Genomic DNA, 22,169 nt, shown 5'->3' with positions numbered 1-22,169 from the left:
CCGGAACCGCACCTCGCGGCCCGCGGGACATGCGCTCATGCGCGGTCCGGGCACGAGGATGCCCCCGAGTCATCTCCCCTATGCGCCATGCGGCCCCCAGGGCACGTGAGTAGACACCGGACACCGTAACGGTGGGCGCCGCCCACCGGTCAGCGGCCAGAGCATGGGGGGCACGCCCGGTCCCGTTCCGAACCCGGAAGCTAAGCCCCATCGCGCCGAGAGTACTGCGGGGTCAGCCCGTGGGAGGCCAGGGCGCCGCTGACCGGTGGACGGCACCGAGCCGTCATCCGAGATGGAGAAGGGGGAGGCCTCGCGGCCTCCCCCTTTTTTGCGTTTATGGGGCGTAAATGACTCTATTACACCAGACGATCTTATCGTTTTTGGTATTGAGCCTTTATTTAAAGAAGATAAATCGAATAACAAGGGCAACTGCTATGACCGCAATGATCAAAAGCAGGATTGTCAGTCGATGCTGCTTGCGTCGTTTACTTGTCGAAACGAAGATTGATTTTCCCTGTTTTGGTGTTTCGAGATAGCGAGCCGAATGCGTCAAGGTTTGCTTGGGTCGCGGACCTCTTTGTTGATGAGCGGCGGATGCTTTCAGTGGCTCCTCACTAGCTGCGCTGTTTTTAGATAATGGTGCGTCTTTCAGATATACGGGGTCTCCCGAGGCGACGCCCATATGTTTACGTCTCGTTTGGGCATCTTCGAGCGTTAGATATCGATTTCTCGTCACATACTCGGGCTCCGGATCATTAATGGGCTCTTGCGAGATGTGGGGGCGATGGAACCGTGGCGGCTGCGTGGAAGTATCTTCCCCCTGCGTCGGCATAAACATATTGTTCTGGTTTTGGTCGTCCATGATGCCCTTTAGCTCGTTACCAACAACGTGTACGCGCTCATTGTACGCCCCTTGTTATTTGTAGCTGGGGACATACTCGGTATTTAAGCTCTGGTTCAAAGAACCTTAACCTTCCTAAAACCTGAGTCATACGCACTTAGATATGCTTATAGTACTGGACTCAAAAAACTTTATAGTCGATGTATATATGAGCACTGGGTGGGCATATATAAGAGCGTCAAAAGAAGTCCCAGTCACCTGGAAGATGACTCGGCAGTCCTATAAAGGAGTGGTAAACATGGCAAGCATGGTTCCTTATCGTTCGGTTTTTGGCGTTCGTCCCTCTGCAAGCTCGCTGTTCGATCTGTTTGATGATATGAGCGACCTAGCGAACAGCTCGATTGCCTCTAAGGCGTTCCCCGTTGACGTTGAGGATAAGGGCGATGGCTATGAGGTCAAGGCTTATCTGACCGGCGTCGCCAAGGACGATATCGATGTCGAGCTTAACGAGGGCCGTCTGTCCATTAGCGTGAATGTCGAGGAAGACGAGGAGAACGAGGGCAAGAACTTCCTGCAGAAGGAGTTCAGCTCGTACAGCGCGACGCGTGGCGTGTATCTTAAGGACGCTTCGAGCGAGGGCCTCTCGGCTAAGTACGCTGACGGCATCCTGACCGTTACGGTTCCCAAGATCGTCGAGAAGAAGAACGTTACGAAGATCTCCATCGACTAACTTCGTTGGTGTTCTGTGCTATTAAAAGATACAAAAGGGGCTGGGAAGCGATTCCCGGCCCCTTTTGCTGTTTAGGACAGTCTATTGAATGGTTGCTGGCCGATACTGGCTTGCGGGGCGTATCGAGAGTTTTCGCGATCCTTGGAGAAGGGTGGCGGAGCTGCCGAGCTCGTCATCCAGGGTTGCGGCTAGAGCTTTGGCATAGCTTTTGACGGTAAGGCTCGGACGATTGTTGTCTTGGCTGATATGCATGGCAATGAGCTGTTCGGTGCGATCGGTAACAAGTTCGCGCGCGGCTTCGGCGGCTTGGCCGTTGGAGAGGTGTCCCCTTGCAGACAGGATGCGCTCCTGAAGAAAGCGGGGATATTCTCCCTCGCGCAGCATGGTCACATCGTGGTTGCTTTCGAGCGCGAGGACTCGACAATCTTTGAGGGTGTTCATGGCTTGGCTCGATAGCTCTCCGGTGTCGGTGGCAAAGCCAATGGAATCATCGGGGGCGTCGAATCGATAGCCGACTGGATTGATGACATCGTGTGATGTTGAGTAGGTTTGCGCGTGGATGCCGGCAATGGATAGGGTGTCACCGGGGTCGAATTCCTCGACAGGCAGATGCGAAAGATTTTCTTTGCTCGAAAGTGTGCCCCTACTGGCAAAGAGGGGACCGTGCCAGTGCTTGCACCAGACATCGAGACCCTTGATGTGATCGCTATGCTCATGAGTAATGAGAAGAGCCGAGACGTTGTCTGCCGAGAGTCCCAGTTCTGCCATGCGCTTTAATGTCTCGCGGCGAGAAAGACCGTCGTCAATCATGATGAGCCCCCGGGGGCCTTCGATGAGCGCGCAGTTGCCTTTTGAGCCGCTGCCAAGGATATGAAGGTGCAGACGAGACATAAGATTCCAAAGGATACAATGGGTGCGGACGAATAAAGGAGGAAGCGAATGCCAACGGTATCACAGCATTACGGACACCATGCCGTGCCTGGGGCAGTCGATGAGACCCGGACGAGACAGCAGGCTGCTCCTGTCGTGCTCATGGTATCAGGCGGCGCGGACTCGACGGCACTGCTTCTTATGGCGTGCACATCAAAGCTGGATATCCAAGACGGACGCGGTGTTGCCCCCATTGCTCGCGAGCGCCTGCATGTGCTGCATGTAAACCATCATATGCGCGGCAAGGCGTCCGATGGCGACGAGGCCTTTGTGCGTGAGCTCTGCGCGAAATATGGTTTACCGCTGTGCGTGGAGCACGCTTATTTTGATGGGGAGTCGGGCAATATTGAGGCCGCGGCCCGCGAAGTGCGCTATGCCGCGGCGCGGAGGTATGTTCGCGAGCTCTGCGCCCAGACGGGGGCACCGCGAACGGCGGCTCGTATCTGCACCGCGCACACGTCTTCGGATCGCGCGGAAACGTTTTTGATGAACGCGATTAAGGGTTCGGGGCCCGCTGGCCTATCGAGCATTCCTCGCCGGAGGAATATCGTGGTACGTCCCTTGCTCGACCTAACTCATGGCGAGCTCGTGGGCTATCTACAGGTACATGGTCAGCCGTGGCGTGAAGACGAGAGCAATGAGGATATCTCGTATCTGCGAAACTACGTGCGCCATCGAGTAATGCCAGTGGTGGTGCAGCGCAACGCGAGCGTCTGCAAGACGATTGGCGCCGCCTGCGAGATCTTAGGCGATGAGGACGCGTTTTTGTCTCAGCTTTCGGCACAGGCGTTTCGAAGCTGTTTGCGCAAAGAGGCAACGGGTGCGCTGGTGCTCGATGCCAGGCGCCTGGCTGCGGCCGAGGTGGTAATCGCGCGGCGCATCGTGCGACTGGCGATTAAGCGCATCGATCCGGACGCTCGTCCCGAGATGCGACATGTGGAGCGAGTCCTTTCCTGCGTTGCCGAGGGCACCGGCTCGGTCACGCTTCCGGCGGGGATTGACGCACGCATTGAGTTTGGCATGCTGGCGTTTAAGGCGCCGGCGGCTCGCGAGGGCCTGGTCGCGGACTGGGTTACCGTACCCGGTCGTTTGCCGTTGGGCGGGGGACGTATGCTTTTCACAGAACCGATGGCTGTTGAGCCGGGATGCGATATCGTGCGCCGCGCCCGTGAGCTTGCGGCTGCCGGGGAAGTGACAGCTTTGGTAGACGCGGCTGCCCTGGGTTTTGCCGACAGCGATAGTGAGCGGATCCTGGCGGGCTCGCGTGGCGAGATCCCTGCCGAGGCGCGATTGGCGCGCCTGTGGGTGGACGGTCCCGCGCCGGGAGACGTGATGTGCCCGTTAGGGATGAGTGGCCGAAGCAAGAAAGTATCCGATTTGCTAGGTGAGGCTCGCATTCCCGTTTCCGAGCGCGCCGGCGTGCCCATGGTGAGGACGGCGCCGGGGGGTGCCGTGGTGTGGGTCGCCGGAGTTCGCGCGGACGAGCGTTTTAAGTGCACGGCCGCAACGCGCGTGGCATATCTGCTCCGCGTGGTCGATGCGGAATAGCGTCCCACGCCTGCTATTCTGTGCGACGTTGACGGTATTCCCGCGCTGATGGCGCACGGGCTGGTAAATTTACCCCGTGCGCTGCTAGAATGTGTAGTTCGCGTCCATACGGCGGTGTGTGGGCGATAAGCACAAGAAAGGGTTGTCATGGCTTCTCAACATCCGGATATCGAGAAGGTTTTGTTTACGCAGGAGGATATCGACGGTATCGTCTCTCGCCTGGGCGAGGAGATTACGCGCGACTACGCGGGTAAGGATCTGGTGCTGATTGCGGTCCTGCGCGGCGCCGTGGTCTTTATGGGCGACCTGATGCGTAAGATCGAGCTGCCGACCAACATCGATTTCATGGCTGTTTCGAGCTACGGCGACGGTGTGAAGTCCTCGGGTATCGTGCGTATCATTAAGGACCTGGATATCGACATCCGCGGTCGCGACGTGCTGATCGTCGAGGACATTCTGGACTCGGGCCTGACGCTCAAGTATCTGATGAAGAACCTCGAGAGCCGCAAGCCCGCTTCTCTGGAGGTCGCCGCCTTCCTGTGGAAGGACGTTGAGGACCGCGTCTCGGCCATCACGCCCAAGTATGTTGGAACCCATTGCCCCGATGCCTTTGTGGTGGGCTACGGCCTCGACTATGCCGAGCGCTATCGCAACCTTCCGTATCTGGGCATTTTGAAACCGGAGGTTTATTCGTAAGATGCCCGACGACCGTAACGACAACAATTCCCAGACTCCCCGGGACCCAAAGATCCCGGGGATGCCCGGAGGCAAGAAGCCCACGCGTACGGGCTGGCTGTATTTTCTTTTGGCTTGCGCGCTTCTGGGCTATGCCTTCTTTAATATGGGTTCCGGCTTTGCCAGCTCCAGCAATACCGTTAAGCTCGCGACGAGCGAGATGGTCAGCGCCATCAAGCAGGATCGCGTCGAAGATCTGACCTATACGGTTCAAGACGGAAGCGTGACGGGTCATTACTGGAAGACAAAAAAGGACAAGGGCGATACGAGCGAGCTCAAGAGCTTCTCTTCGACCTATGTCGGCTCCGATTCGCTTGCCGAGCTCATGGCGGAGCACCCCGATACCAAGTACATCGTCAACACCAACGATCCCGATTTTTGGGGCGACTTGGCAATGAGTGTGCTTCCGACGATCGCCCTTATCGCCATCATGTTCTACTTTATGCGCCAGATGATGGGCGCCAACAACAGGAACATGCAGTTTGGCAAGACCAACGCCAAGACCAACGAGGCCACACGCCCCAAGGTCAAGTTTGAAGACGTTGCCGGAGTGGACGAGGCAGTCGAGGAGCTCGAGGAGATCCGTGACTTTTTGAGCGATCCGGATCGCTATCGCAAGCTGGGCGCCAAGATCCCGCGTGGCGTGTTGCTGGTTGGCCCTCCGGGCACCGGTAAAACGCTGCTGGCCAAGGCCGTTGCCGGCGAGGCGGGCGTGCCGTTCTTTAGCATCTCGGGTTCCGACTTTGTCGAGATGTTCGTAGGTGTCGGCGCCAGCCGTGTGCGTGACCTCTTTAAGGAGGCCAAGTCCCAGGCCCCGTCGATCATCTTCATCGATGAGATCGATGCCGTGGGACGTCAGCGCGGAGCTGGCTTGGGCGGCGGTCACGACGAGCGCGAGCAGACGCTCAACCAGCTGCTGGTCGAGATGGACGGTTTTGAGGAGAGCGAGTCGGTCATCCTGATCGCTGCGACCAACCGTCCTGACATCCTGGATCCGGCATTGCTGCGTCCCGGCCGTTTTGACCGTCAGGTTACGGTCGACCGTCCGGATGTGAAGGGCCGCGAGCAGATCTTGCGCGTGCATGCCGAGAACAAGCCGATGGACGAGGACGTTAAGTTTGAGAAACTCGCCCAGATGACCGTTGGCTTTACTGGCGCCGATTTGGCGAACCTGCTCAACGAGTCTGCGCTGCTGGCTGCCCGCCGCCATCGTTCCGTGATCTCGATGGACGAGGTCGAGGAATCGATGGAGCGTGTGATTGCCGGACCGCAGCGCAAGGGTCGCGTGATGACCGAGGCCGAGCGCACCACGATTGCCTACCACGAGAGCGGTCACGCTTTGGTGGGCCACATCCTGGAGCACTCCGATCCGGTCCACAAGATCTCGATCGTCAGCCGCGGTCAGGCTCTGGGCTACACGCTGCAGCTTCCGCAGGAGGACCACTTCCTCAAGACCAAGAACGAGATGCTCGACGAGCTCGCCGTGTTCTTGGGCGGTCGCGTTGCCGAGGAGCTCATGTGCGATGACATTACGTCGGGCGCGAGCAACGATCTGGAGCGCGCAACCAAGATGGCGCGCGAGATGGTCACGCGCTTGGGCATGAGCGAGGAGCTGGGCACGCAAGTGTTTGGCGAGGCGCAACATCAGGTGTTCCTTGGTCGCGATTACGCCGATCACCAGGATTACTCCGAGGAGACGGCGCGCCGCATCGATATCGAGGTTCAGCGCATTATGCGTGAGGCCCATCGTCGTGCGGTCGAGATCCTGGACGCCCGTCGCGATCAGCTCGATCTGATGGCGAAGGTGCTGCTTGAGCGCGAGACCGTCGAAGGCGACGCCGTGAACGCCCTGCTCGACAACGAGTGGGATGCCTACCTTGAGCGCGAGGGTGATATCCTGGCGGCCAAGGAGGAGCGCAATGCCAAGGCGGCCGGCATGCCGACCAAGAAGCGCGCGCCTCGTATGAGCGAGGAGGAGCTGGCGGCTGATGCCGCGGCCTTTGCGCAGGCGGCCATGCAGGAGGATGCCGAAGCCGCATCCGATGGTGCTGACGATGACCATGCCGTCAATGCCGGTGCCGACACCGACGCCGACAAATAGTCCTTGTAACAAAAGCCTCCGCGGGGAAACCTGTGGAGGCTTTTTCTTTTGAGCGATATGGGGCCGTCTGTTGATTGGGGACAGACTTAAATGAGCGTTTTCACGCATTTAAGTCTGTCCCCAATCAACATTGCTGCGGAACTTTGCTCGGCTAAAGCGTACAATAGCGCCTATGCGAAAGGGGAACAGATGATCAACGAAACCATGTATGCTCGCGGTGCGGAAAGCTCCATCATCCGCGAAATTTTTAGCTATGGCCTTGAGCGCAAGGCGCAGATCGGTGCGGAAAACGTATTCGATTTTTCGCTGGGCAACCCGAGCGTTCCGGCGCCCGCTGCCGTGGCGGAGTCCATTAAGAAGGCCTTGGAGCTGCCGAGTGACCAGCTGCACGGTTATACGCCCGCTCCGGGCCTGCCGCAATGTAGAGCGGCCGTCGCCGAATCGCTCAACCGCCGCTTTGGTACGAGTTATGAGGGTAAGGACGTCTTTATGACGGTGGGCGCTGCAGCTTCGCTCACCTGTACGCTCAATGCCGTTACGAACCCGGGTGACGAGGTCATCGTTATCGCCCCGTACTTCCCGGAGTATCGCGTGTGGATTGAGAAGGCCGGCTGTACGTGTGTCGAGGCGCTCGCCGATGAAGATACGTTCCAGCTGAGCGTGGATAACGTGCGCAAGGCTATTACCGACAAGACGGCAGCTGTCATCATCGACTCGCCCAACAACCCGACCGGTGCTGTGTATACGCGCGATACGCTGACGCGACTGGCCAATGTTTTACGCGAGGTCAACGCCAAGCGCGATTCCGAGAACCCGATTATGCTCATCTCGGATGAGCCGTATCGCGAGATTGTCTATGGCGCCGAGGTGCCTTGGGTGCCTTCGATCTACGAGCACACCATCGTGTGCTACTCGTATTCCAAGTCGCTGTCGCTGCCGGGCGAGCGCGTGGGGTGGATCCTGGTTCCCAATACGAATCCTCAGGCAGCTCGTCTTATGCCCGCCGTTGCCGGTGCTGCCCGTACGCTGGGCTTCGTGTGCGCGCCGGCGCTCTTCCAGCGCGTGATTATCGATTGCATCGATGAGCCGAGTGACGTTGAGGCCTATGCACGCAACCGCACGGCGCTCACCGATGCCTTGGCGGACTACGGCTATACCTATGTTGAGCCGGACGGTGCTTTCTACCTGTGGGTGAAAGCGTTGGAGCCCGATGCGAATGCGTTTTGCGAGCGCGCAAAGAAGTATGAGTTGCTTGCGGTTCCCTCGGACAGCTTTGGTATGCCGGGTTGGTTCCGCCTGGGCTATTGCGTGAGTTACGAAACGATTGTCAATTCGCTACCCGCTTGGAAACAGTTGGCGGACGAGTATCGTTAAAAGTAAAGCGCTCTGCCTACAATGTTTTACGTGAAACGGGGTTTGGTGTTAAGCCGGACCCCGTTGTCATGGACGTTGTGTCTTTGGGATGGAGTGGTTTTACGACTATCGAAGGCTATGCGTACAATGAATATAAGCGACGGCCGTGCCAGATAAGGAGACCTGATGCCCTACCTGCTTTCTTGTGACATTCATACCCATACGATGTTCTCTGCGCATGCATATTCGACCATTGAGGAGAATGTGTACTGGGCGGCAGAGCGTGGCTTGCAGGTGCTCGGATCCGCCGACCATCTGAGCTCTATGGTTACGGCTTGCCCCAATGACCTGCGCAGTTACCAGTTCTTTATCAACCAGGATATCTGGCCGCGCATTTGGAGCGGCGTGCTAGTGCTGCGTGGTGCCGAGGCCGATATCGTTTCGCTAGACGGAAGCCTGTTTGGCGAGGACACTCCTGTCACGCTCGATATCGCCGGCGATTCGTACAGCCGTCAGCATTCACTGTTCGATTTGGTTACGCGTAATTTGGATTATTTGGTTGCAAGCGTGCATAATCCGCAGATTGCTGAGGGCGCGACGCTGGCCCAGGCGACTGAGATGTATATCAATGCCTTGGAACACCCCAAGGTGTTCATGCTGGGTCACACGGGGCGTTCAGGCGTGCCGTTCGATATCGACGAGGTGCTGTTGGCGGCTAAGGCCAAGCACAAGATTATCGAGATCAACAACCATAGTCTTGAACACGGTGTCGACACTGAGCATTGGGCCGCATGCCGCAAGATCGCCGAGCGCTGCGCCGAGCTGGGCGTGGGCATTGGCGTGTCGACCGATGCCCACATTGGCATGGCCATTGGCAAGCTCGATCACGCGCGTAAGATGCTCGACGAGATTCACTTCCCGCTGGATTTGATCGTGACGCGCGACCGCGAGACGCTGCTGCGCGAGATGGCGGCAGCCGGCGTGTGCGACCTGCGCAAGGGGATGTAGCGGAATTTATAAACCAAGCGAAGGGGGCGGCCCAGACGGGTCGCCCCCTTTCTTGTCCCAAAAATCTACTGAGGTTGGTTAGCGGCGTTCGAGGACCGCTACGGTTTCGGTGTGGTCGGTGTGAGGGAACATGTCGACCGGCGTGATCTTGAGCAGGCGATAGCCTCCGTCGAGGAGCTGATGCAGGTCGCGCTCTTGAGTCACGGGGTTGCAGCTGATATAGGTGATGCGGCGCGGCTTAAGCGCGCAGGCAGCTTCGAGGAACTCGGGGGTAGAGCCGGCGCGCGGCGGATCGATGGAAAGGACATCGACCCGCTCGTTGTTGTCGGCGGCATCTAGGATGTAGTCGGTGGCATCGTCGGCCATAAACCAAGCGCTGCGGGTGAGGCCGTTGAGCTCGGCATTGCGACGTGCGTCGGCAATGCCCGCCGGGTTGCGCTCCACGCCGAGCAGCATAATGCCGATGCCCTTGTCCTGGGCGGCTTTGGCTGCGCACAGGCCGATAGTTCCGCTACCGCAATAGGCATCCATGAGCACATCGCCCTGGTGCAAATCCATGCCGCCGATAGCGAGCTGATAGAGCAGCTCGGTCTGTTGCGGGTTGGTCTGATAAAACGCGGTGGGGGAGATGTCGAATTCGCAGCCGAGCAGCTGGTCGCGCATGCATTCGGCGCCATACACGATGCGGGTTTCCTCGCCGAGGATGGCGTTGCCGGGGCGTCCGTTGATGTTTTGGGCAACGGTGACGATATGCGGATCGAGTGCGGCGACAGCCTCAAAGAACTCCTGCGCATGCGGTAAGTCACGCTGGGCGGTCACGAGCGTAACCATGACCTGGTCGGTACGCCAGCCGCAGCGGACGACGGCATAGCGAAGCAAACCAAGATGCTTGTCCTCGTTAAAGGCGGGAATATGCAGCCGCTCAGCCTCACGCGCGATGCCGTTAAGAATCTGACGAGCGCCCGGTGCCTCAACGGGGCATTCGGGAACAGCAACGATTCTGTGCGTGCCGCGCTCAAAAAAGCCGCAGCGGACAGCGCCCTCTTTGCCGGGGGCAAAGGGAGTGGCGGCCTTATGGCGAAAACCGCGCGGCGCAGGATATTTGCCCGGGTCGCCCAGGGTGACGCCCATACCGCGAATGGGGTCGACGCTAATACCCTCGCGCTCGCAAAGAGCAGCAAAAAGCTCCTCCATGGAGGCCTGCTTGGCTGCCAACTGCTTCTTATAGGGACGATTGAGCGCCGTGCACCCACCGCAAGCTTTCATGATCGAACAGGGAGACTTGGGGTCCACAGCCTTACGCGCAGACGAAACCGGATCTTTATGCGAGCGCTTGGAACGAGTCTGAGGCGCTTTATCCCCGCCTCGACGAGAGTCAGAACGCTTGGCCTTAGCCCTGCTCTTGGCCGATTTGCTTTTTGCAGCTTTAGAAGACTTGGATTTCGTAGAAGATTTCTCCTCCTTCGACCCCTCAGCCGCCTCCACCAAAGCACGACGAGCCCTACGCTCCGCACGAGATTCTGCCATCAATAACTCCACTAATTCATGAATTTAAGCTGCAAGTATTGTACCGTGCCAAGCCAGCAGACGATATACAAGCGGTTTATTCGTGTCAGTGATAAGCCCAACGACGGTTGCCCGCCGCGTGAGGGGTGTGGGGGTTAAGTTTATCGCGAGTTCCGCACGAACAGGAGGCCACTTAATGTGGCCTCCGTCGTGAGCAGGACTGTAGAGCAGGAAACTTAACCCCCACACCCCTCACGCGGCGGGCAAATTCGCCTTGTGCTCTATTACGCTAAAGTGTATGATTCTGAACGTTACATGACTCACTTTGCTTAACTAAAGTGCCACCAAGGGGGAATACCATGAATACCGATATGTCTCGTCGTCAGTTTGTTGGTCTAGCCGGCTCGCTTGCCACGGTGCTTGGCCTTGGTCTTGTCGGCTGCGGCGGTGGTGCCGGCAAGGGCTCCGCTGCAGGCTCTGCCGCGGCCAAGGATGTGAAGGGTGCTGCGGAGTCCAAGAAGCTCGTGGTGGGCTTTGATAAGTCCTATCCTCCGTACGGCTTTGTGGGCGACGATGGCGAGTACACCGGCTTTGATCTCGATCTGGCCAAGGCTGTTGCCGATAAGCAGGGCTGGGAGGTCAAATACGAGGCCATCGACTGGGACGCCAAGGATACGCTGCTCAACTCGGGCGCCATCAACTGCATCTGGAACGGCTTTACCATGGAGGGCCGTGAGGATGACTATACGTTCTCCGAGCCGTACATGCTCAACGAGCAGGTGCTGGTGGTAAAGAAGGATGCGGGCATCAAGAGCTGGGACGATCTTGCCGGCAAGACCGTGATCACCCAGACCGATTCCGCTGCGCAGGATGTGCTCGAGGGCGACCAGAAGGATCTGGCCGCGACGTTCGCCACGCTCGACACCATCGGCGACTACAACACGGCCTTTATGCAGCTCGAGAGCGGCGCGGTCGATGCCGTGGCTTGCGACCTTTCGATTGCCCAGTATCAGCTTGCCGCCAAGCCCGATGCCTATACGCAGCTTGATGAGCCGCTGTCCAGCGAGCACTACGCTGTCGGCTTTAAGAAGGGCGACACCAAGTCGGCCGATGCCGTGACCGAGTCGCTCAAGGCACTCTACGAGGACGGCACGGTTAAGGACCTGTGCGACAAGTATTCAAGCTATGGTCTATCTTTCGATAATTGGGTGCTCAAGTAATGTCTATTCAGGTCATGATGCAGATGCTTGGCCAGGGATTCTTGGTCAGTTTGCAGTTGTTTGTGCTGACACTGCTGGGGTCGATTCCGCTGGGAATCCCCGTGGCGTTTATGCGCATGAGCAAAATCGCGCCGCTCCGCTGGATTGCGCGCATCTATATCTCGGTCATGCGTGGCACGCCGCTCATGCTGCAGATGTTTGCCATCTACTTTGCCCCGTACTACGTGTTTGGCATTTCGCTCACGCCCGATTCCAAGTGGACGGCGTGCGTCGTAGCGTTCATCATCAACTACGCCGGTTACTTTGCCGAGATCTATCGCTCGGGCCTGCAGTCCATTCCTCGCGGTCAATACGAGGCTGCCGAGGTGCTGGGCTATTCGCGCGTGCAGACGTTTCTGTATATCGTGATGCCGCAGGTTGCCAAGCGCATTTTGCCGGCGATGGGCAACGAGATCATCACGCTGGTCAAGGATACGTCGCTGGCGTTTGCCATCGGCGTGGGGGAGATGTTCTCGACGGCCAAGGCGCTGGTCGCCTCGCAAGTGAGCATGGTGCCGTTTGCGATTGCGGCGTTGATCTACTGGGTCTTTAACTTTGTGGTCGAGATGCTGCTGGGCGCCGCCGAAAAGAAGCTGGACTATTATCATGACTAACTCAGTGATGAAAATCGAAAGCGCGCGCAAGGCGTTTGGCGGCAATGAGGTGCTCAAGGATATCTCGCTCGAGGTCAAGCGTGGCGAGGTCGTGGCGATTATCGGGCCTTCGGGTGGCGGCAAGTCCACGCTGCTGCGGTGTGCCACGCTGCTCGAGACACTCGACGGAGGCTCGCTCTCGTTTGGTGACCTTGCCGTTGCGACGGATGCGGGTTCGGGCGCAGTCTATGCGAAGGGCGATGTGCCCAAGCGGGCACGCTCGCGATTCGGCCTGGTGTTCCAAAATTACAACCTGTTCCCGCACTATACCGTGATGAAAAACATCATCGACGCGCCGATCCGCGTGCTCAAGCGTCCGCGCGAGCAGGCAGAGGCACGTGCATTCGAGTTGATCGCGCAGATGGGGCTTATGGGCAACGAGAACAAGGTTCCTTGTGAGCTTTCGGGCGGTCAGCAACAGCGCGTGAGTATTGCCCGCGCCCTAGCGCTCGACCCGGAGATCCTGTTCTTTGACGAGCCGACCTCGGCGCTCGATCCCGAGCTAACGGCCGAGGTGCTGCGTGTCATTAAAGACCTTGCGGCGCAGAATATGACGATGGTGATCGTGACCCACGCAATGCAGTTTGCGCGCGATGTTGCCGACCGCGTGGTCTTTATGGATGGCGGCCGCATTGTCGAGGAGGGTCCTGCCGAGCAGGTTATCGACCATCCGCGCGAGCAGCGCACGCGTGAGTTCTTGAGCCGTATCGAGGGATAGGCTCAGGTATTTACTCAACTATTAATTGAGGCGAAGCCGCCGCAGGTCTTACGGTCTGTGGTGGCTTTTTGTTTGCGTCGACGGGGTTCAATAACCGCTTCATAAGCTCGTCTCTTCCTCTCGCCGCCTGTATTCATACGTGCGCCGAAAGGTGTGCATGGATGGTCGCCCGTGAGGGTAGGGTGGTGGCATAGGACATTTGGAGGGTGAGTCGGCTCGGCTGCCGGCCATGCTGCTCCCGGGATGGCACCGACCGCGAACTCTCCCCGTTGGCGTCGCGCATTGCGCGCGGCCCTGCAAGGAGGTCATCATGGGTGCTCCCAAGACCGGCAATGTAAGGAACGTGGTGCTCGTAGGCCAAGGCGGGGTGGGCAAGACTTCACTCGCCGAGGCCATGCTCCACCTTTCCGGCAAGACCGCCCGCCTGGGCGGCCACGACGGCACCAAGCCCACGCTCGACTATGACCCTGAAGAGGTCAAGCGTTCATTCTCCATCTCGACGACCATCGCGCCGATCGACTGGAAGGGCGCGCGCATCAATGTGCTCGATGCCCCGTGCTACCCCGATTTTATCGGCGACGCCTTTGCCGCGATGAGCGTCTGCGAGACGGCTCTGTTTGTGGTCGACGCCGAGGCCGGCCCGCAGCCTACGACGGTTAAGCTCTGGTATGCCGCCGAGGACCTGCGCCTGGCACGCGCGGTGTTCGTAAACCGCCTGTCGCGCTCCGAGGCCAGCTTTGCGACCACGATGGACCTGCTGCAGGAGCGCTTTGGCACGCGCCTGGGCGCCGTGACCCTTCCCTGGGGCGAGGGCGAGGACTTTGACGGCATCATCGACCTGGTGCGCATGAAGGCGCGCCATTGCAACGGCACCGAAGCCGTTGAGTCGGAGATTCCCGAGGAGTATCGTGCCCAGGCCGAGGAGGCCCATGACCATCTGTGCGAGTTGGTGGCCGAGGCCGACGATGAGCTGATGATGAAGTACCTGGAAGGCGAGGAGACGCTGACGCAGGAGGAGCTTGAGGGCTTGCTGTCGAAGGCGATTGCCGAGCGCATCTTTGTGCCGGTCTTTGCGGGCGATTGCATTAAGGAGCAGGGCGTCAACTCGCTGATGGACGACATCGCGACGTACTTCCCGGCGCCGACCGACTACGGCGAGATGCCGCTTATCGACGGCGATTCGCTTAAGATCTCGAGTGACGATGACCGTCCGGTGGCGTTTGTGTTTAAGACGCTGGCCGATCCGCAGCAGGGTCGCATCAGCTTTATCAAGGTGCTGACGGGTACGCTTGAGCCGGGCCTTGAGCTGGTCAACGCGCGCACGCGCAAGGGCGACCGTCTGGCTCACCTGTATGTGATGTGCGGCCGCGACATGACCGAGGTCGGTCACGCCTATGCCGGCGACATTATCGTGGCACCCAAGCTGGCGGCCGAGACGGGCGATACGCTCTCGATTACCGGCAAGGTCGAGGCTGCGGCGTTTAAGTTCCCCAACTCGCAGTACCGCATTGCCATCGAGGCCGAGAATCGCGGGGACGAAGAGAAGCTCTACACGTTTATCGAGAAGGCCTGTAAGGCCGATCCGACTATGAGCATCGACCGTGACGAGGAGACCGGCCAGACCATTATCTCCGCCGTGGGTGAGGCGCAGGTTTCGGTGCTGCTCAACCGTTTGGAGGACCGTACCAAGGTCGTGGCCAAGAGCGTGCCGATCCGCATTCCGTATCGCGAGACCATTCGCCGTACGGCAAGCGCGCAGGGCCGCCACAAGAAACAGACTGGCGGTGCCGGTCAGTATGGCGACTGCTGGCTGCGCGTTGAGCCGCTCATTGGGCCCGACGGCACGAGCGATGGCTATGAGTTTGTAGACGAGGTCGTGGGTGGCCGCATCCCGCGCTCGCTGATCCCCGCCGTGGACAAGGGTGTCCAGGAGACCATGAAGGACGGCATCATTGCCGGCTACCCGCTCACGGGCATTCGCGTGGCTGTGTACGACGGCTCGTATCACAGCGTCGACTCCAACGAGATGGCGTTCCGCGCGGCGGCTCGCATCGGCCTGCGCAAGGCATGCGCCGATGCCGACCCGGTGGTGCTGGAGCCCATCGAGGAAATCACGGTGACTATCCCCGAGAGCTACGCCGGCGCCGTGATGGGCGACATCTCGGCATCGCGCGGTCGTGTGACGGGCATGGAGACCGATGAGCGCGGCGACACCGTGGTCATCGCTCAAGCCCCGCTGGCTGAGCTGACGGATTACTCGACGCGCCTGCGCTCTATCACGCGCGGCACGGGTGACTTTACCATGAAGCCCGCCGGCTACGAGCAGGTTCCCTATGACGTTCAGGCCAAGCTCGTGGAGCGCTATGAGGAGGGCCGCGCCAAGTAACGCGTGGTTTTGCCTGCAACATGCATGCCGATGCAAGGGCCGCCCTGGGTAACCGGGGCGGCCCTTTTTGATCCCTTGGGGACGGAGGAAAACGGATCATTTTTTGGGTTACGGGCAGCTTGGTCGGCCCTAGTCTCCCGAGGTCTGGTTGCGGCCGGTAGCGTAGTCGATCTGCACGTGCGGCTGCAGGTTGTAGCAGTACACGTGGAAGCAGAGGGTCTTGCCGTGGTCCTCGACCGATTGCGCCTCAAGGCGCATGCCACGGCAGACAAGTTCCTCTTCGTTATACATGGGCGTGACGCGGTAGAGCACATGGTTGCCCGTATCGCGAATATAGTTGAGAATCTGCTCTTCAAACGGCAGCATACCCGTCTCGTTGAGATAACGCGTGCCGGTGAGGAGATTCTTGCGATTGGCGTTCTCGCCGCAGAGTGACCAGGCGATAAGGTGGCAGCGGTTGTAGAGGCTCTGGCCCGGAATAAAGTCGTAGCGCTGCTGGTGCCAACCGGCAGGATGGATACGCGAGATATCGCCGCGCTTGCCTTGACCGAGTGACTCGGGGCCCACGCAGGCGAGCGCCTTGCGAGTGCGGCCCAGGCTGTCGAGCTTGGAGAATTTCTTAAAGCAGCCCTCTTCGGTGGCGCGATCGTATTCATCGAGTGTGAATGATGGCGTGCCGAGCGGGTGCGTGCTGTCGGCGCGAAGGGCAACGTAGGGGTTGCCGGCGTAGTCGGGAATGCTGCTGAGGTATACGCCGCGGGCGCGGTTAAGGTCGGGGTTTTCGACCTCGCCGATGGGGGTGGTGGAGCTGTCCTCGGCAACGTTGCCGTTGGTGTTGGTCGTGGCGGATTCGGAGCCATCGCCGGAGTCCTCGGAGCTCGTTGTTCCCGATTCGAGCCGGGCGACCAAGTCCGCTTCGTCGTCGGTGCGGTTGGGGCTCTCGCTTTGCTTCTCGGCCAGAGCCGCCGCCTGCTCATCGCTTTGCGGCGACAACAGCTTGGGCGCTCCGTCGATCGATCCCGTAAACAGCGCAAACCCCAGCACCACGGCGGTGCCGATGGAAAGTACTTGCTTGTAAGCGGACTTGCGCGACATTGAGGCTCCTGGATGGACGGTTGGGAATCTACCAGTCTAGCAGGAGCCGGCAGGGGCCGTTCTATCGAACAAATACTTAAGATTTGGGATAGACGCTACTGATTAATTTGTCCCGCGGTCTAGATCGAGGTGGAGTCGAGCCAGTTGAGCTTGCACTCGAGAATGCGCTGCTCGCCGGGTTCGCTGCTGCCGTCAAGTAGGGCGAGCAGCATCTCGGCTGCTTCGCGACCTTCCTGGTCGACGGGCTCGATGATGGTGGAGACGGTCGGCGTGGTGAGATTAGTCCAGTCTTCGCAGTTGAGTCCCAAAAGGCCGATTTGCTGCGGAAGCAGATGTGCCATGGGCTGAAGCGCCTTGTAGACGCGGGGGAGCGCCCATTGGTTTTGGACAAAGATGAGCGTACGCTTGGCGGGATTGAACTTGAATTTAAAGTACTCGGTAAGCTCGTTGATTGACGGCTTGTTGTGGTCGATGGGAATCGCTTTGTAGAGCTGTCCGTTCGCTGCCAGCGCCTCGGCATACCCCTGAAAACGCTCCATGCGGGTGCGCATCTCGGTCATGTTGGCGGCAATGGAAAAGAAATCTTCGTAGCCGGCGTCGAGGAGCGCCTGTGTGGCGTTGTACACGCCGTCGTAAAGGTTGGTTTTGATCCAGCTGGTACCTGGGCTATAGATGGCCGCATCGAAAAAGACGACCGGCTTGCCGGCGCGCCTAATGCGGTCGTGCACGGCTTTGAAGTTTGCCGTGGGCTGGATGATAAAGCCATCGACGCCCAGCGAGAGCATCTTGTCGACGTACATGAGCTCGGTCTCGGGGTTAAAGTTGCTCGTACAAACGACCGTCTGGTAGCCCGCGGGGAGCATGACCTGCTCCATGCCATTGAGAACGAGCCCCGCCCATTTGTTGGTGTTATCCAAAATGATGATGGCGATGACGTGGGTTTGCTTGCCGGTGAGCGTCTGCGCTTGGGCGTTGGGAACGTATCCGAGTTCCTTAATGACGCGCGCGATTTTGTTCTGCGTCTTCTCGCTAAGCTTTTCTCGTTTGTCGTTGAGGTAATACGAGACGCTTGCCGTCGAGGTTCCCGCCTCTCGAGCGACGTCTGCGATCGTAACGCGCTGTTTTGCCACAGCGACTCCTTCCGACAGATGAGCATTTTCCAACATGATGACTTTGAGTCTTGGCGAGGGATACGCTTCGGTGAGCGGCTTTTCCTTTCATATGAGTATGCAACAAATGCGGTATATGGGTGGGGTCGAAATTTGTGACCGGCATGCACATCTGCCGTCTACCGAGAAAATCAAATACTTCTTGACTTTTGAAATCGAGGGTAAAATCGCAGGATTCATTTTTGGTTAAACGCATAACTAAATCGCATAACCAACGCTCTGACCTGCGCGTTTACCGAAATAAGCTGGCATTAAGAAAAACGAGCACCTATATTGGTCTTGTCGAAAAGACAGCAAGTCCAAACGGCAGGGGATGCTCCGGAGGCCTCCGCAAACGGTGTCTTGCGCACGCAACTCTATGAAAAGAGGGAAGCAATGAAGATCGTAGGCGTTGCCGCCTGTACCGTGGGTATCGCCCACACGTATATGGCCCAGAAGGCGATTCAGGATGAATGCGCCGCCCGTGGCATCGAGTGCAAGGTCGAGGCTCAGGGTGGCCTGGGTATCGAGAATGAGCTCACGCAGGAAGACGTGGACTCCGCCGACCTGGTCCTGGAGTCCGTCGACGTGGGTGTCGAGAACGAGGACCGTTTTGAGCAGAAGATGGCCGAGGGCAAGTTCCTCAAGGTCGGTACTTCCGATGTGATCGCCGATCCGGTCAGGATCATCGACCAGGCTGTTGAGATCATCAAGGCGACGGGCGGTGCCGTTGACGCGCCCAAGGCCGAGGCCAAGGCAGAGAAGAAGGCCGTCTCCGCTGCCCCGCAGGCCCCGACACCGGCGTCCAAGCAGTCTATCTTTGCCGATCCGGGTAAGACGCTGCTCAATGCATTCAATACCGGCGTTTCCTATTTTATCCCCATTGTCGTTATCGGTGGCGTGTTCCTCGCCTTCTCGTTGGCATCCGGTACTGCCGGTGCTAGCGGTATGGAGGTCACCAACCCGTTGATGGTGAGCCTTAATACCATCGGCATGGCCGGTATTTCCATGATGATTCCGGTGCTTGCGGCATACATCGCCTACTCGATGGCCGGCAAGCCCGCGCTCGCCCCCGGTTTTGTCCTGGGCTACTTGGTCAACAACGCCGTCGTCACCCCGAGCGGCAACAGCGTTTCGACTGGCTTCTTGGGCGCCATGATCATGGCTGTCATCTGCGGTTACTTTGTCCGCTGGATGAAGACCTGGAAGGTCAACAACACCATCCAGACCATCATGCCGATCCTGATCATCCCGATTCTGACCTCGCTCGTCCTGGGCATGGCCTACATCTACATCCTGGCCACGCCGCTTGGCTTTGTGATGGATTGGCTCACCAGCGTGCTCGGTAGCCTGCAGGGCGGCTCCGCCGTCGTCCTGGGCCTGGTCATTGGCGTTATGACCGCCTTCGATATGGGTGGCCCCATCAATAAGACCGCCTCGACCTTTACTATGGCCATCATGGCCTCCGGCATCTATGGCCCCAACGGTATGTTCCGCGTCGCCGTCGCCATTCCCCCGATTGCCTGCGGTCTTGCAGCGCTCATTGCCAAGAACAAGTTCGATGACGCCGATCGCCAGATGGGTATCTCCGCACTGTTCATGGGCTGCATCGGCATCACCGAGGGCGCTATCCCCTTCGCGGTCAAGGACCTTGGCCACACCCTGCCCGGCATCTGCATCGGCTCTGCCGTGGGTGCGGCACTCGCCGCCTTCCAGGGTATCGACTGCTACGTCCCACACGGTGGCTTTATCGTCGCCCTTGCCACCAACAACGTCGCGCTGTTCTGCCTGGACATCGTGATTGGCTCCGTGGTCGCCGCTGCAATCCTGATTGCCATGAAGCCCACGCTCGATAAGCAGGCCAAGTAAACCTTTAAGGACTCCGGTTGTGCGGAGGGATGGATTTGACTCCGCACAACCGCCCCTACACAACAAAATCCATCCGTACTGATAGGGCCCACATCTGGGTCCCAGGGAACTTTTGTCAAAAATCCTCTGGAGAAGGAGAACAAAATGTCCAACCTCACCATCCGCCAGGCCGTTCAGGGCATGCTCAAGCTGCAGGATAGCGGCGATCACGCAACCATGGTCGGCATTGGCCCCATGAGCCCCAACCTGATTCAGGCCGTGTTCGAGCTTGCCAAGGACGAGGATTTCCCGCCCATGTTTATCGCCAGCCGCAACCAGGTCGATATGGACGAGATGGGCGCCGGCTACGTCAACGGTTGGGACCAGACGCGCTTTGCCGCCGACATCAAGAAGGTTGCCGACGAGGTGGGTTACACCGGCCCGTACTACCTGTGCCGCGATCACGGCGGTCCGTGGCAGCGCGACGAGGAGCGTAACGCCCACCTGCCCGAGGACGAGGCCATGGAGCTCGCCCGAAAGTCCTTCGTCGCCGACATGGAGGCAGGCTTTGACCTGCTGATGGTCGACCCCACCAAGGACCCCTATCAGATCGGCAAGGTTATTCCGCTCGACGTGGTTCTTCGCCGCACGATCGATCTTATCGACTACCTTGAGCAGTATCGTCGCGAGCATAACCTGCCCGAGGTCGCCTATGAGGTCGGTACCGAGGAGACCAATGGCGGCTTGACCTCTACCGATAAGTACGAGGAGTTCATTTCTCAGCTGCAGCCCGAGCTCGAGAAGCGCGGCTGCCCCATGCCCACCTTTATCGTCGGTCAGACCGGCACGCTTACCCGTTGGACCGAGCAGGTCGGCCATTACAACTTTAAGAACGCCCGCGAGCTCGCCGACATGGCAAAACGCTACGGCGTGGGCCTGAAGGAGCACAACGCCGACTATCTGGATGACGCAACGCTGCTCGAGCACATCCCGGCTCACGTGACGGCCTCCAATGTCGCCCCTCAGTACGGCACCGAGGAGACCCGCGCCTACCTCAAGCTCTGCGCTACCGAGCAGATTCTGGTCGACAACGGCCTGTGCGACGATCCCTCCGACCTGTATCACACGCTGCTGGTCAAGGCTATCAAGACCGAGCGTTGGCGCAAGTGGATGACCGGCGACGACGTTAACCTGCAGGTTGACGACATTCTGGCCGACGACGAGCTCAGCCTGAAGATTCTGGATGTCTCCGGTCACTACGCCTTTAACGATCCCGAGGTCAAGGAGCAGGTCGAGAAGCTCTATCGCAACCTCGCTGCCCAGGACATCGACGGCAAGCGCTTTGTGATTGAGCACATCAAGCGCCCGATCAAGCAGTACGTCGTCGGTCTTAACCTCAAGGGCGTCACGAGCCGCATCGAGAAGGCTCTCGAGGACTAAGTAGTTTTTCCTACACGACGCCGGGCCTGGGGCATGTCCCAGCTGCAGGCCCGGCACATAGGACAAAGGGGCATCCCCTTTGTCCTTTCTTTTGAGTTTTGGATTCCTCCGAAGGAGTTTGCACCATGAAGTTCTTTATCGATACCGCCAACCTTGACGAGATCGCCGAGGCCAAGAGCTGGGGCTGCCTTGCCGGCGTAACCACCAACCCGTCCCTGTACGCCAAGACCGGCGGCAAGCTTGCAGACTTTGAACCCCACATGCTCAAGATCGCCGAGCTTTGCGAGGGGCTGCCCGTGTCCGCCGAGTCTACCGCCACCACGGCCGAGGGCATGATCGAGGAGGGCAAGCGCCTTGCCGCCCTTGCCCCCAACATTGTGGTCAAGCTCCCCGTCTGCGAGGCCGGCCTCGCCGCCTGCCGCGCGCTGGCCGATGCGGGCGTGCGTGTCAACATGACGCTCGTCTTCTCGCCGACGCAGGCCCTTATGGCCGCCAACGCCGGTGCCCGCTACATCAGCCCGTTTGTCGGACGCTTTGACGACATCGCCGAGGACGGCATCTCGCAGCTCGACAATGTTGTGACCTGCATCAAGAACTATGACTGGACCGGCAAGAACGTCGACGACACCGTCGAGATTATCACCGCTTCGGTCCGCACGCCCAACCACGTGACCCAGGCGGCTCTTCTTGGCGCCGACATCGCGACCGTGCCCATGGCCGCTCTCAAGAAGTGCCTGCATCACCCGCTGACCGACCAGGGCCTTGCCTCGTTCGAGGCTGACTGGCAGAAGGTCGTCGCTCAGGCTTAACGAGTGGATTGCCCCGGCATCGCGTCATCCGGTGCCGGGGTTGTTCTCGAGAGAGGAATTC

The 22,169-nt window shown here is 59.1% G+C and carries 18 protein-coding genes and 2 rRNA genes (1 of these 20 cut by a window edge); 15 read left to right on the top strand and 5 right to left on the bottom strand.

Annotated elements, in window-relative coordinates; genetic code table 11:
• A 23S ribosomal RNA gene (locus ABCN01_RS04870) occupies positions 1-7 on the top strand; its annotated part reaches 1,380 nt to the left of the window's first position; the annotation flags it as partial.
• Between the two features lie 141 nt (positions 8-148).
• A 5S ribosomal RNA gene (gene rrf, locus ABCN01_RS04865) occupies positions 149-264 on the top strand.
• Between the two features lie 130 nt (positions 265-394).
• On the opposite strand, the gene ABCN01_RS04860 is transcribed toward rrf, so the two are convergent.
• Positions 395-862 carry a hypothetical protein gene (locus ABCN01_RS04860; RefSeq protein WP_342996214.1) on the bottom strand — a complete coding sequence of 156 codons (468 nt, stop codon included), beginning with the start codon at positions 860-862 and terminating at the stop codon, positions 395-397.
• A 277-nt stretch (positions 863-1,139) separates the two neighbouring features.
• On the opposite strand from ABCN01_RS04860, the gene ABCN01_RS04855 reads away from it, so the two are divergent.
• Entirely contained in the window at positions 1,140-1,571 is a 432-nt protein-coding gene (locus ABCN01_RS04855) for an Hsp20/alpha crystallin family protein (RefSeq protein ID WP_035138719.1), read from the top strand.
• 81 nt (positions 1,572-1,652) lie between these two features.
• Here the strand turns inward: ABCN01_RS04855 and ABCN01_RS04850 are convergent, their stop codons facing one another.
• Positions 1,653-2,462 carry an MBL fold metallo-hydrolase gene (locus tag ABCN01_RS04850; protein ID WP_342996213.1) on the bottom strand — a complete coding sequence of 270 codons (810 nt, stop codon included), beginning with the start codon at positions 2,460-2,462 and terminating at the stop codon, positions 1,653-1,655.
• Positions 2,463-2,510: 48 nt separating this feature from the next.
• On the opposite strand from ABCN01_RS04850, the gene tilS reads away from it, so the two are divergent.
• The 5 genes from tilS (at position 2,511) to ABCN01_RS04825 (ending at position 9,246) form a co-directional block, all read left to right on the top strand.
• Complete coding sequence (gene tilS, locus ABCN01_RS04845) at positions 2,511-4,049, top strand: tRNA lysidine(34) synthetase TilS (RefSeq protein WP_342996212.1); 1,539 nt, start codon at positions 2,511-2,513, stop codon at positions 4,047-4,049.
• 147 nt (positions 4,050-4,196) lie between these two features.
• Positions 4,197-4,745, top strand: a complete 549-nt coding sequence (gene hpt, locus ABCN01_RS04840) for a hypoxanthine phosphoribosyltransferase (RefSeq protein WP_022093938.1) — start codon at positions 4,197-4,199, stop codon at positions 4,743-4,745.
• Positions 4,746-4,806: 61 nt separating this feature from the next.
• Positions 4,807-6,885 (top strand): ATP-dependent zinc metalloprotease FtsH, encoded by a 2,079-nt coding sequence (gene ftsH / locus ABCN01_RS04835; protein WP_342996211.1) that lies wholly within the window; start codon positions 4,807-4,809, stop codon positions 6,883-6,885.
• A 189-nt stretch (positions 6,886-7,074) separates the two neighbouring features.
• Positions 7,075-8,259, top strand: coding sequence for a pyridoxal phosphate-dependent aminotransferase (locus ABCN01_RS04830; RefSeq protein ID WP_342996210.1), 1,185 nt, complete (start codon positions 7,075-7,077; stop codon positions 8,257-8,259).
• A 165-nt stretch (positions 8,260-8,424) separates the two neighbouring features.
• On the top strand, positions 8,425-9,246 hold the full coding sequence (locus ABCN01_RS04825) for a phosphatase (RefSeq protein WP_342996208.1): 822 nt from the start codon (positions 8,425-8,427) through the stop codon (positions 9,244-9,246).
• A 78-nt stretch (positions 9,247-9,324) separates the two neighbouring features.
• On the opposite strand, the gene rlmD is transcribed toward ABCN01_RS04825, so the two are convergent.
• Complete coding sequence (rlmD, locus tag ABCN01_RS04820; protein ID WP_343014216.1) at positions 9,325-10,539, bottom strand: 23S rRNA (uracil(1939)-C(5))-methyltransferase RlmD; 1,215 nt, start codon at positions 10,537-10,539, stop codon at positions 9,325-9,327.
• Between the two features lie 572 nt (positions 10,540-11,111).
• On the opposite strand from rlmD, the gene ABCN01_RS04815 reads away from it, so the two are divergent.
• The 4 genes from ABCN01_RS04815 to ABCN01_RS04800 all read left to right on the top strand — a co-directional run bounded on the left by ABCN01_RS04815 (position 11,112) and on the right by ABCN01_RS04800 (position 15,768).
• Entirely contained in the window at positions 11,112-11,972 is an 861-nt protein-coding gene (locus ABCN01_RS04815) for a transporter substrate-binding domain-containing protein (RefSeq protein ID WP_342996206.1), read from the top strand.
• Complete coding sequence (locus ABCN01_RS04810) at positions 11,972-12,625, top strand: amino acid ABC transporter permease (protein ID WP_006235606.1); 654 nt, start codon at positions 11,972-11,974, stop codon at positions 12,623-12,625. Before ABCN01_RS04815 ends, ABCN01_RS04810 begins: the two co-directional genes overlap by 1 nt.
• Complete coding sequence (locus ABCN01_RS04805; RefSeq protein WP_343014215.1) at positions 12,618-13,382, top strand: amino acid ABC transporter ATP-binding protein; 765 nt, start codon at positions 12,618-12,620, stop codon at positions 13,380-13,382. The genes ABCN01_RS04810 and ABCN01_RS04805 overlap by 8 nt, the downstream gene beginning before the upstream one ends.
• A 310-nt stretch (positions 13,383-13,692) precedes the next feature.
• The gene (locus ABCN01_RS04800) at positions 13,693-15,768 is read left to right on the top strand and encodes an elongation factor G (RefSeq protein ID WP_342996204.1); all 2,076 of its coding nucleotides are present in this window, start codon (positions 13,693-13,695) and stop codon (positions 15,766-15,768) included.
• A gap of 129 nt (positions 15,769-15,897) precedes the next feature.
• Here the strand turns inward: ABCN01_RS04800 and ABCN01_RS04795 are convergent, their stop codons facing one another.
• Both ABCN01_RS04795 and ABCN01_RS04790 read right to left on the bottom strand, forming a co-directional pair.
• The gene (locus ABCN01_RS04795; protein ID WP_342996203.1) at positions 15,898-16,863 is read right to left on the bottom strand and encodes a DNA/RNA non-specific endonuclease; all 966 of its coding nucleotides are present in this window, start codon (positions 16,861-16,863) and stop codon (positions 15,898-15,900) included.
• Positions 16,864-16,982: 119 nt separating this feature from the next.
• Complete coding sequence (locus tag ABCN01_RS04790; RefSeq protein WP_040359542.1) at positions 16,983-17,993, bottom strand: LacI family DNA-binding transcriptional regulator; 1,011 nt, start codon at positions 17,991-17,993, stop codon at positions 16,983-16,985.
• Positions 17,994-18,407: 414 nt separating this feature from the next.
• On the opposite strand from ABCN01_RS04790, the gene ABCN01_RS04785 reads away from it, so the two are divergent.
• The 3 genes from ABCN01_RS04785 (at position 18,408) to fsa (ending at position 22,108) form a co-directional block, all read left to right on the top strand.
• The gene (locus ABCN01_RS04785; RefSeq protein ID WP_342996202.1) at positions 18,408-19,880 is read left to right on the top strand and encodes a PTS fructose transporter subunit IIC; all 1,473 of its coding nucleotides are present in this window, start codon (positions 18,408-18,410) and stop codon (positions 19,878-19,880) included.
• 144 nt (positions 19,881-20,024) lie between these two features.
• Complete coding sequence (locus tag ABCN01_RS04780; RefSeq protein ID WP_006235615.1) at positions 20,025-21,299, top strand: class II D-tagatose-bisphosphate aldolase non-catalytic subunit; 1,275 nt, start codon at positions 20,025-20,027, stop codon at positions 21,297-21,299.
• A gap of 125 nt (positions 21,300-21,424) precedes the next feature.
• Positions 21,425-22,108 carry a fructose-6-phosphate aldolase gene (gene fsa, locus ABCN01_RS04775; RefSeq protein WP_006235616.1) on the top strand — a complete coding sequence of 228 codons (684 nt, stop codon included), beginning with the start codon at positions 21,425-21,427 and terminating at the stop codon, positions 22,106-22,108.
• Positions 22,109-22,169: the final 61 nt, after the last annotated feature.

Source organism: Collinsella aerofaciens, assembly GCF_039062365.1.
Classification (GTDB): domain Bacteria; phylum Actinomycetota; class Coriobacteriia; order Coriobacteriales; family Coriobacteriaceae; genus Collinsella.
The sequence above is the reverse complement of the archived record's forward strand: the minus strand, read 5'-3'. Positions and strand labels throughout refer to the sequence as shown.

What these genes read in the sequence shown, in the direction of transcription:
- ABCN01_RS04860 (WP_342996214.1), bottom strand. Translation starts at nt 862, where the DNA reads ATGGACGACCAAAACCAGAACAATATGTTTATGCCGACGCAGGGGGAA.
- ABCN01_RS04855 (WP_035138719.1), top strand. Translation starts at nt 1,140, where the DNA reads ATGGCAAGCATGGTTCCTTATCGTTCGGTTTTTGGCGTTCGTCCCTCT.
- ABCN01_RS04850 (WP_342996213.1), bottom strand. Translation starts at nt 2,462, where the DNA reads ATGTCTCGTCTGCACCTTCATATCCTTGGCAGCGGCTCAAAAGGCAAC.
- tilS (WP_342996212.1), top strand. Translation starts at nt 2,511, where the DNA reads ATGCCAACGGTATCACAGCATTACGGACACCATGCCGTGCCTGGGGCA.
- hpt (WP_022093938.1), top strand. Translation starts at nt 4,197, where the DNA reads ATGGCTTCTCAACATCCGGATATCGAGAAGGTTTTGTTTACGCAGGAG.
- ftsH (WP_342996211.1), top strand. Translation starts at nt 4,807, where the DNA reads ATGCCCGGAGGCAAGAAGCCCACGCGTACGGGCTGGCTGTATTTTCTT.
- ABCN01_RS04830 (WP_342996210.1), top strand. Translation starts at nt 7,075, where the DNA reads ATGATCAACGAAACCATGTATGCTCGCGGTGCGGAAAGCTCCATCATC.
- ABCN01_RS04825 (WP_342996208.1), top strand. Translation starts at nt 8,425, where the DNA reads ATGCCCTACCTGCTTTCTTGTGACATTCATACCCATACGATGTTCTCT.
- ABCN01_RS04815 (WP_342996206.1), top strand. Translation starts at nt 11,112, where the DNA reads ATGAATACCGATATGTCTCGTCGTCAGTTTGTTGGTCTAGCCGGCTCG.
- ABCN01_RS04810 (WP_006235606.1), top strand. Translation starts at nt 11,972, where the DNA reads ATGTCTATTCAGGTCATGATGCAGATGCTTGGCCAGGGATTCTTGGTC.
- ABCN01_RS04805 (WP_343014215.1), top strand. Translation starts at nt 12,618, where the DNA reads ATGACTAACTCAGTGATGAAAATCGAAAGCGCGCGCAAGGCGTTTGGC.
- ABCN01_RS04800 (WP_342996204.1), top strand. Translation starts at nt 13,693, where the DNA reads ATGGGTGCTCCCAAGACCGGCAATGTAAGGAACGTGGTGCTCGTAGGC.
- ABCN01_RS04795 (WP_342996203.1), bottom strand. Translation starts at nt 16,863, where the DNA reads ATGTCGCGCAAGTCCGCTTACAAGCAAGTACTTTCCATCGGCACCGCC.
- ABCN01_RS04785 (WP_342996202.1), top strand. Translation starts at nt 18,408, where the DNA reads ATGAAGATCGTAGGCGTTGCCGCCTGTACCGTGGGTATCGCCCACACG.
- ABCN01_RS04780 (WP_006235615.1), top strand. Translation starts at nt 20,025, where the DNA reads ATGTCCAACCTCACCATCCGCCAGGCCGTTCAGGGCATGCTCAAGCTG.
- fsa (WP_006235616.1), top strand. Translation starts at nt 21,425, where the DNA reads ATGAAGTTCTTTATCGATACCGCCAACCTTGACGAGATCGCCGAGGCC.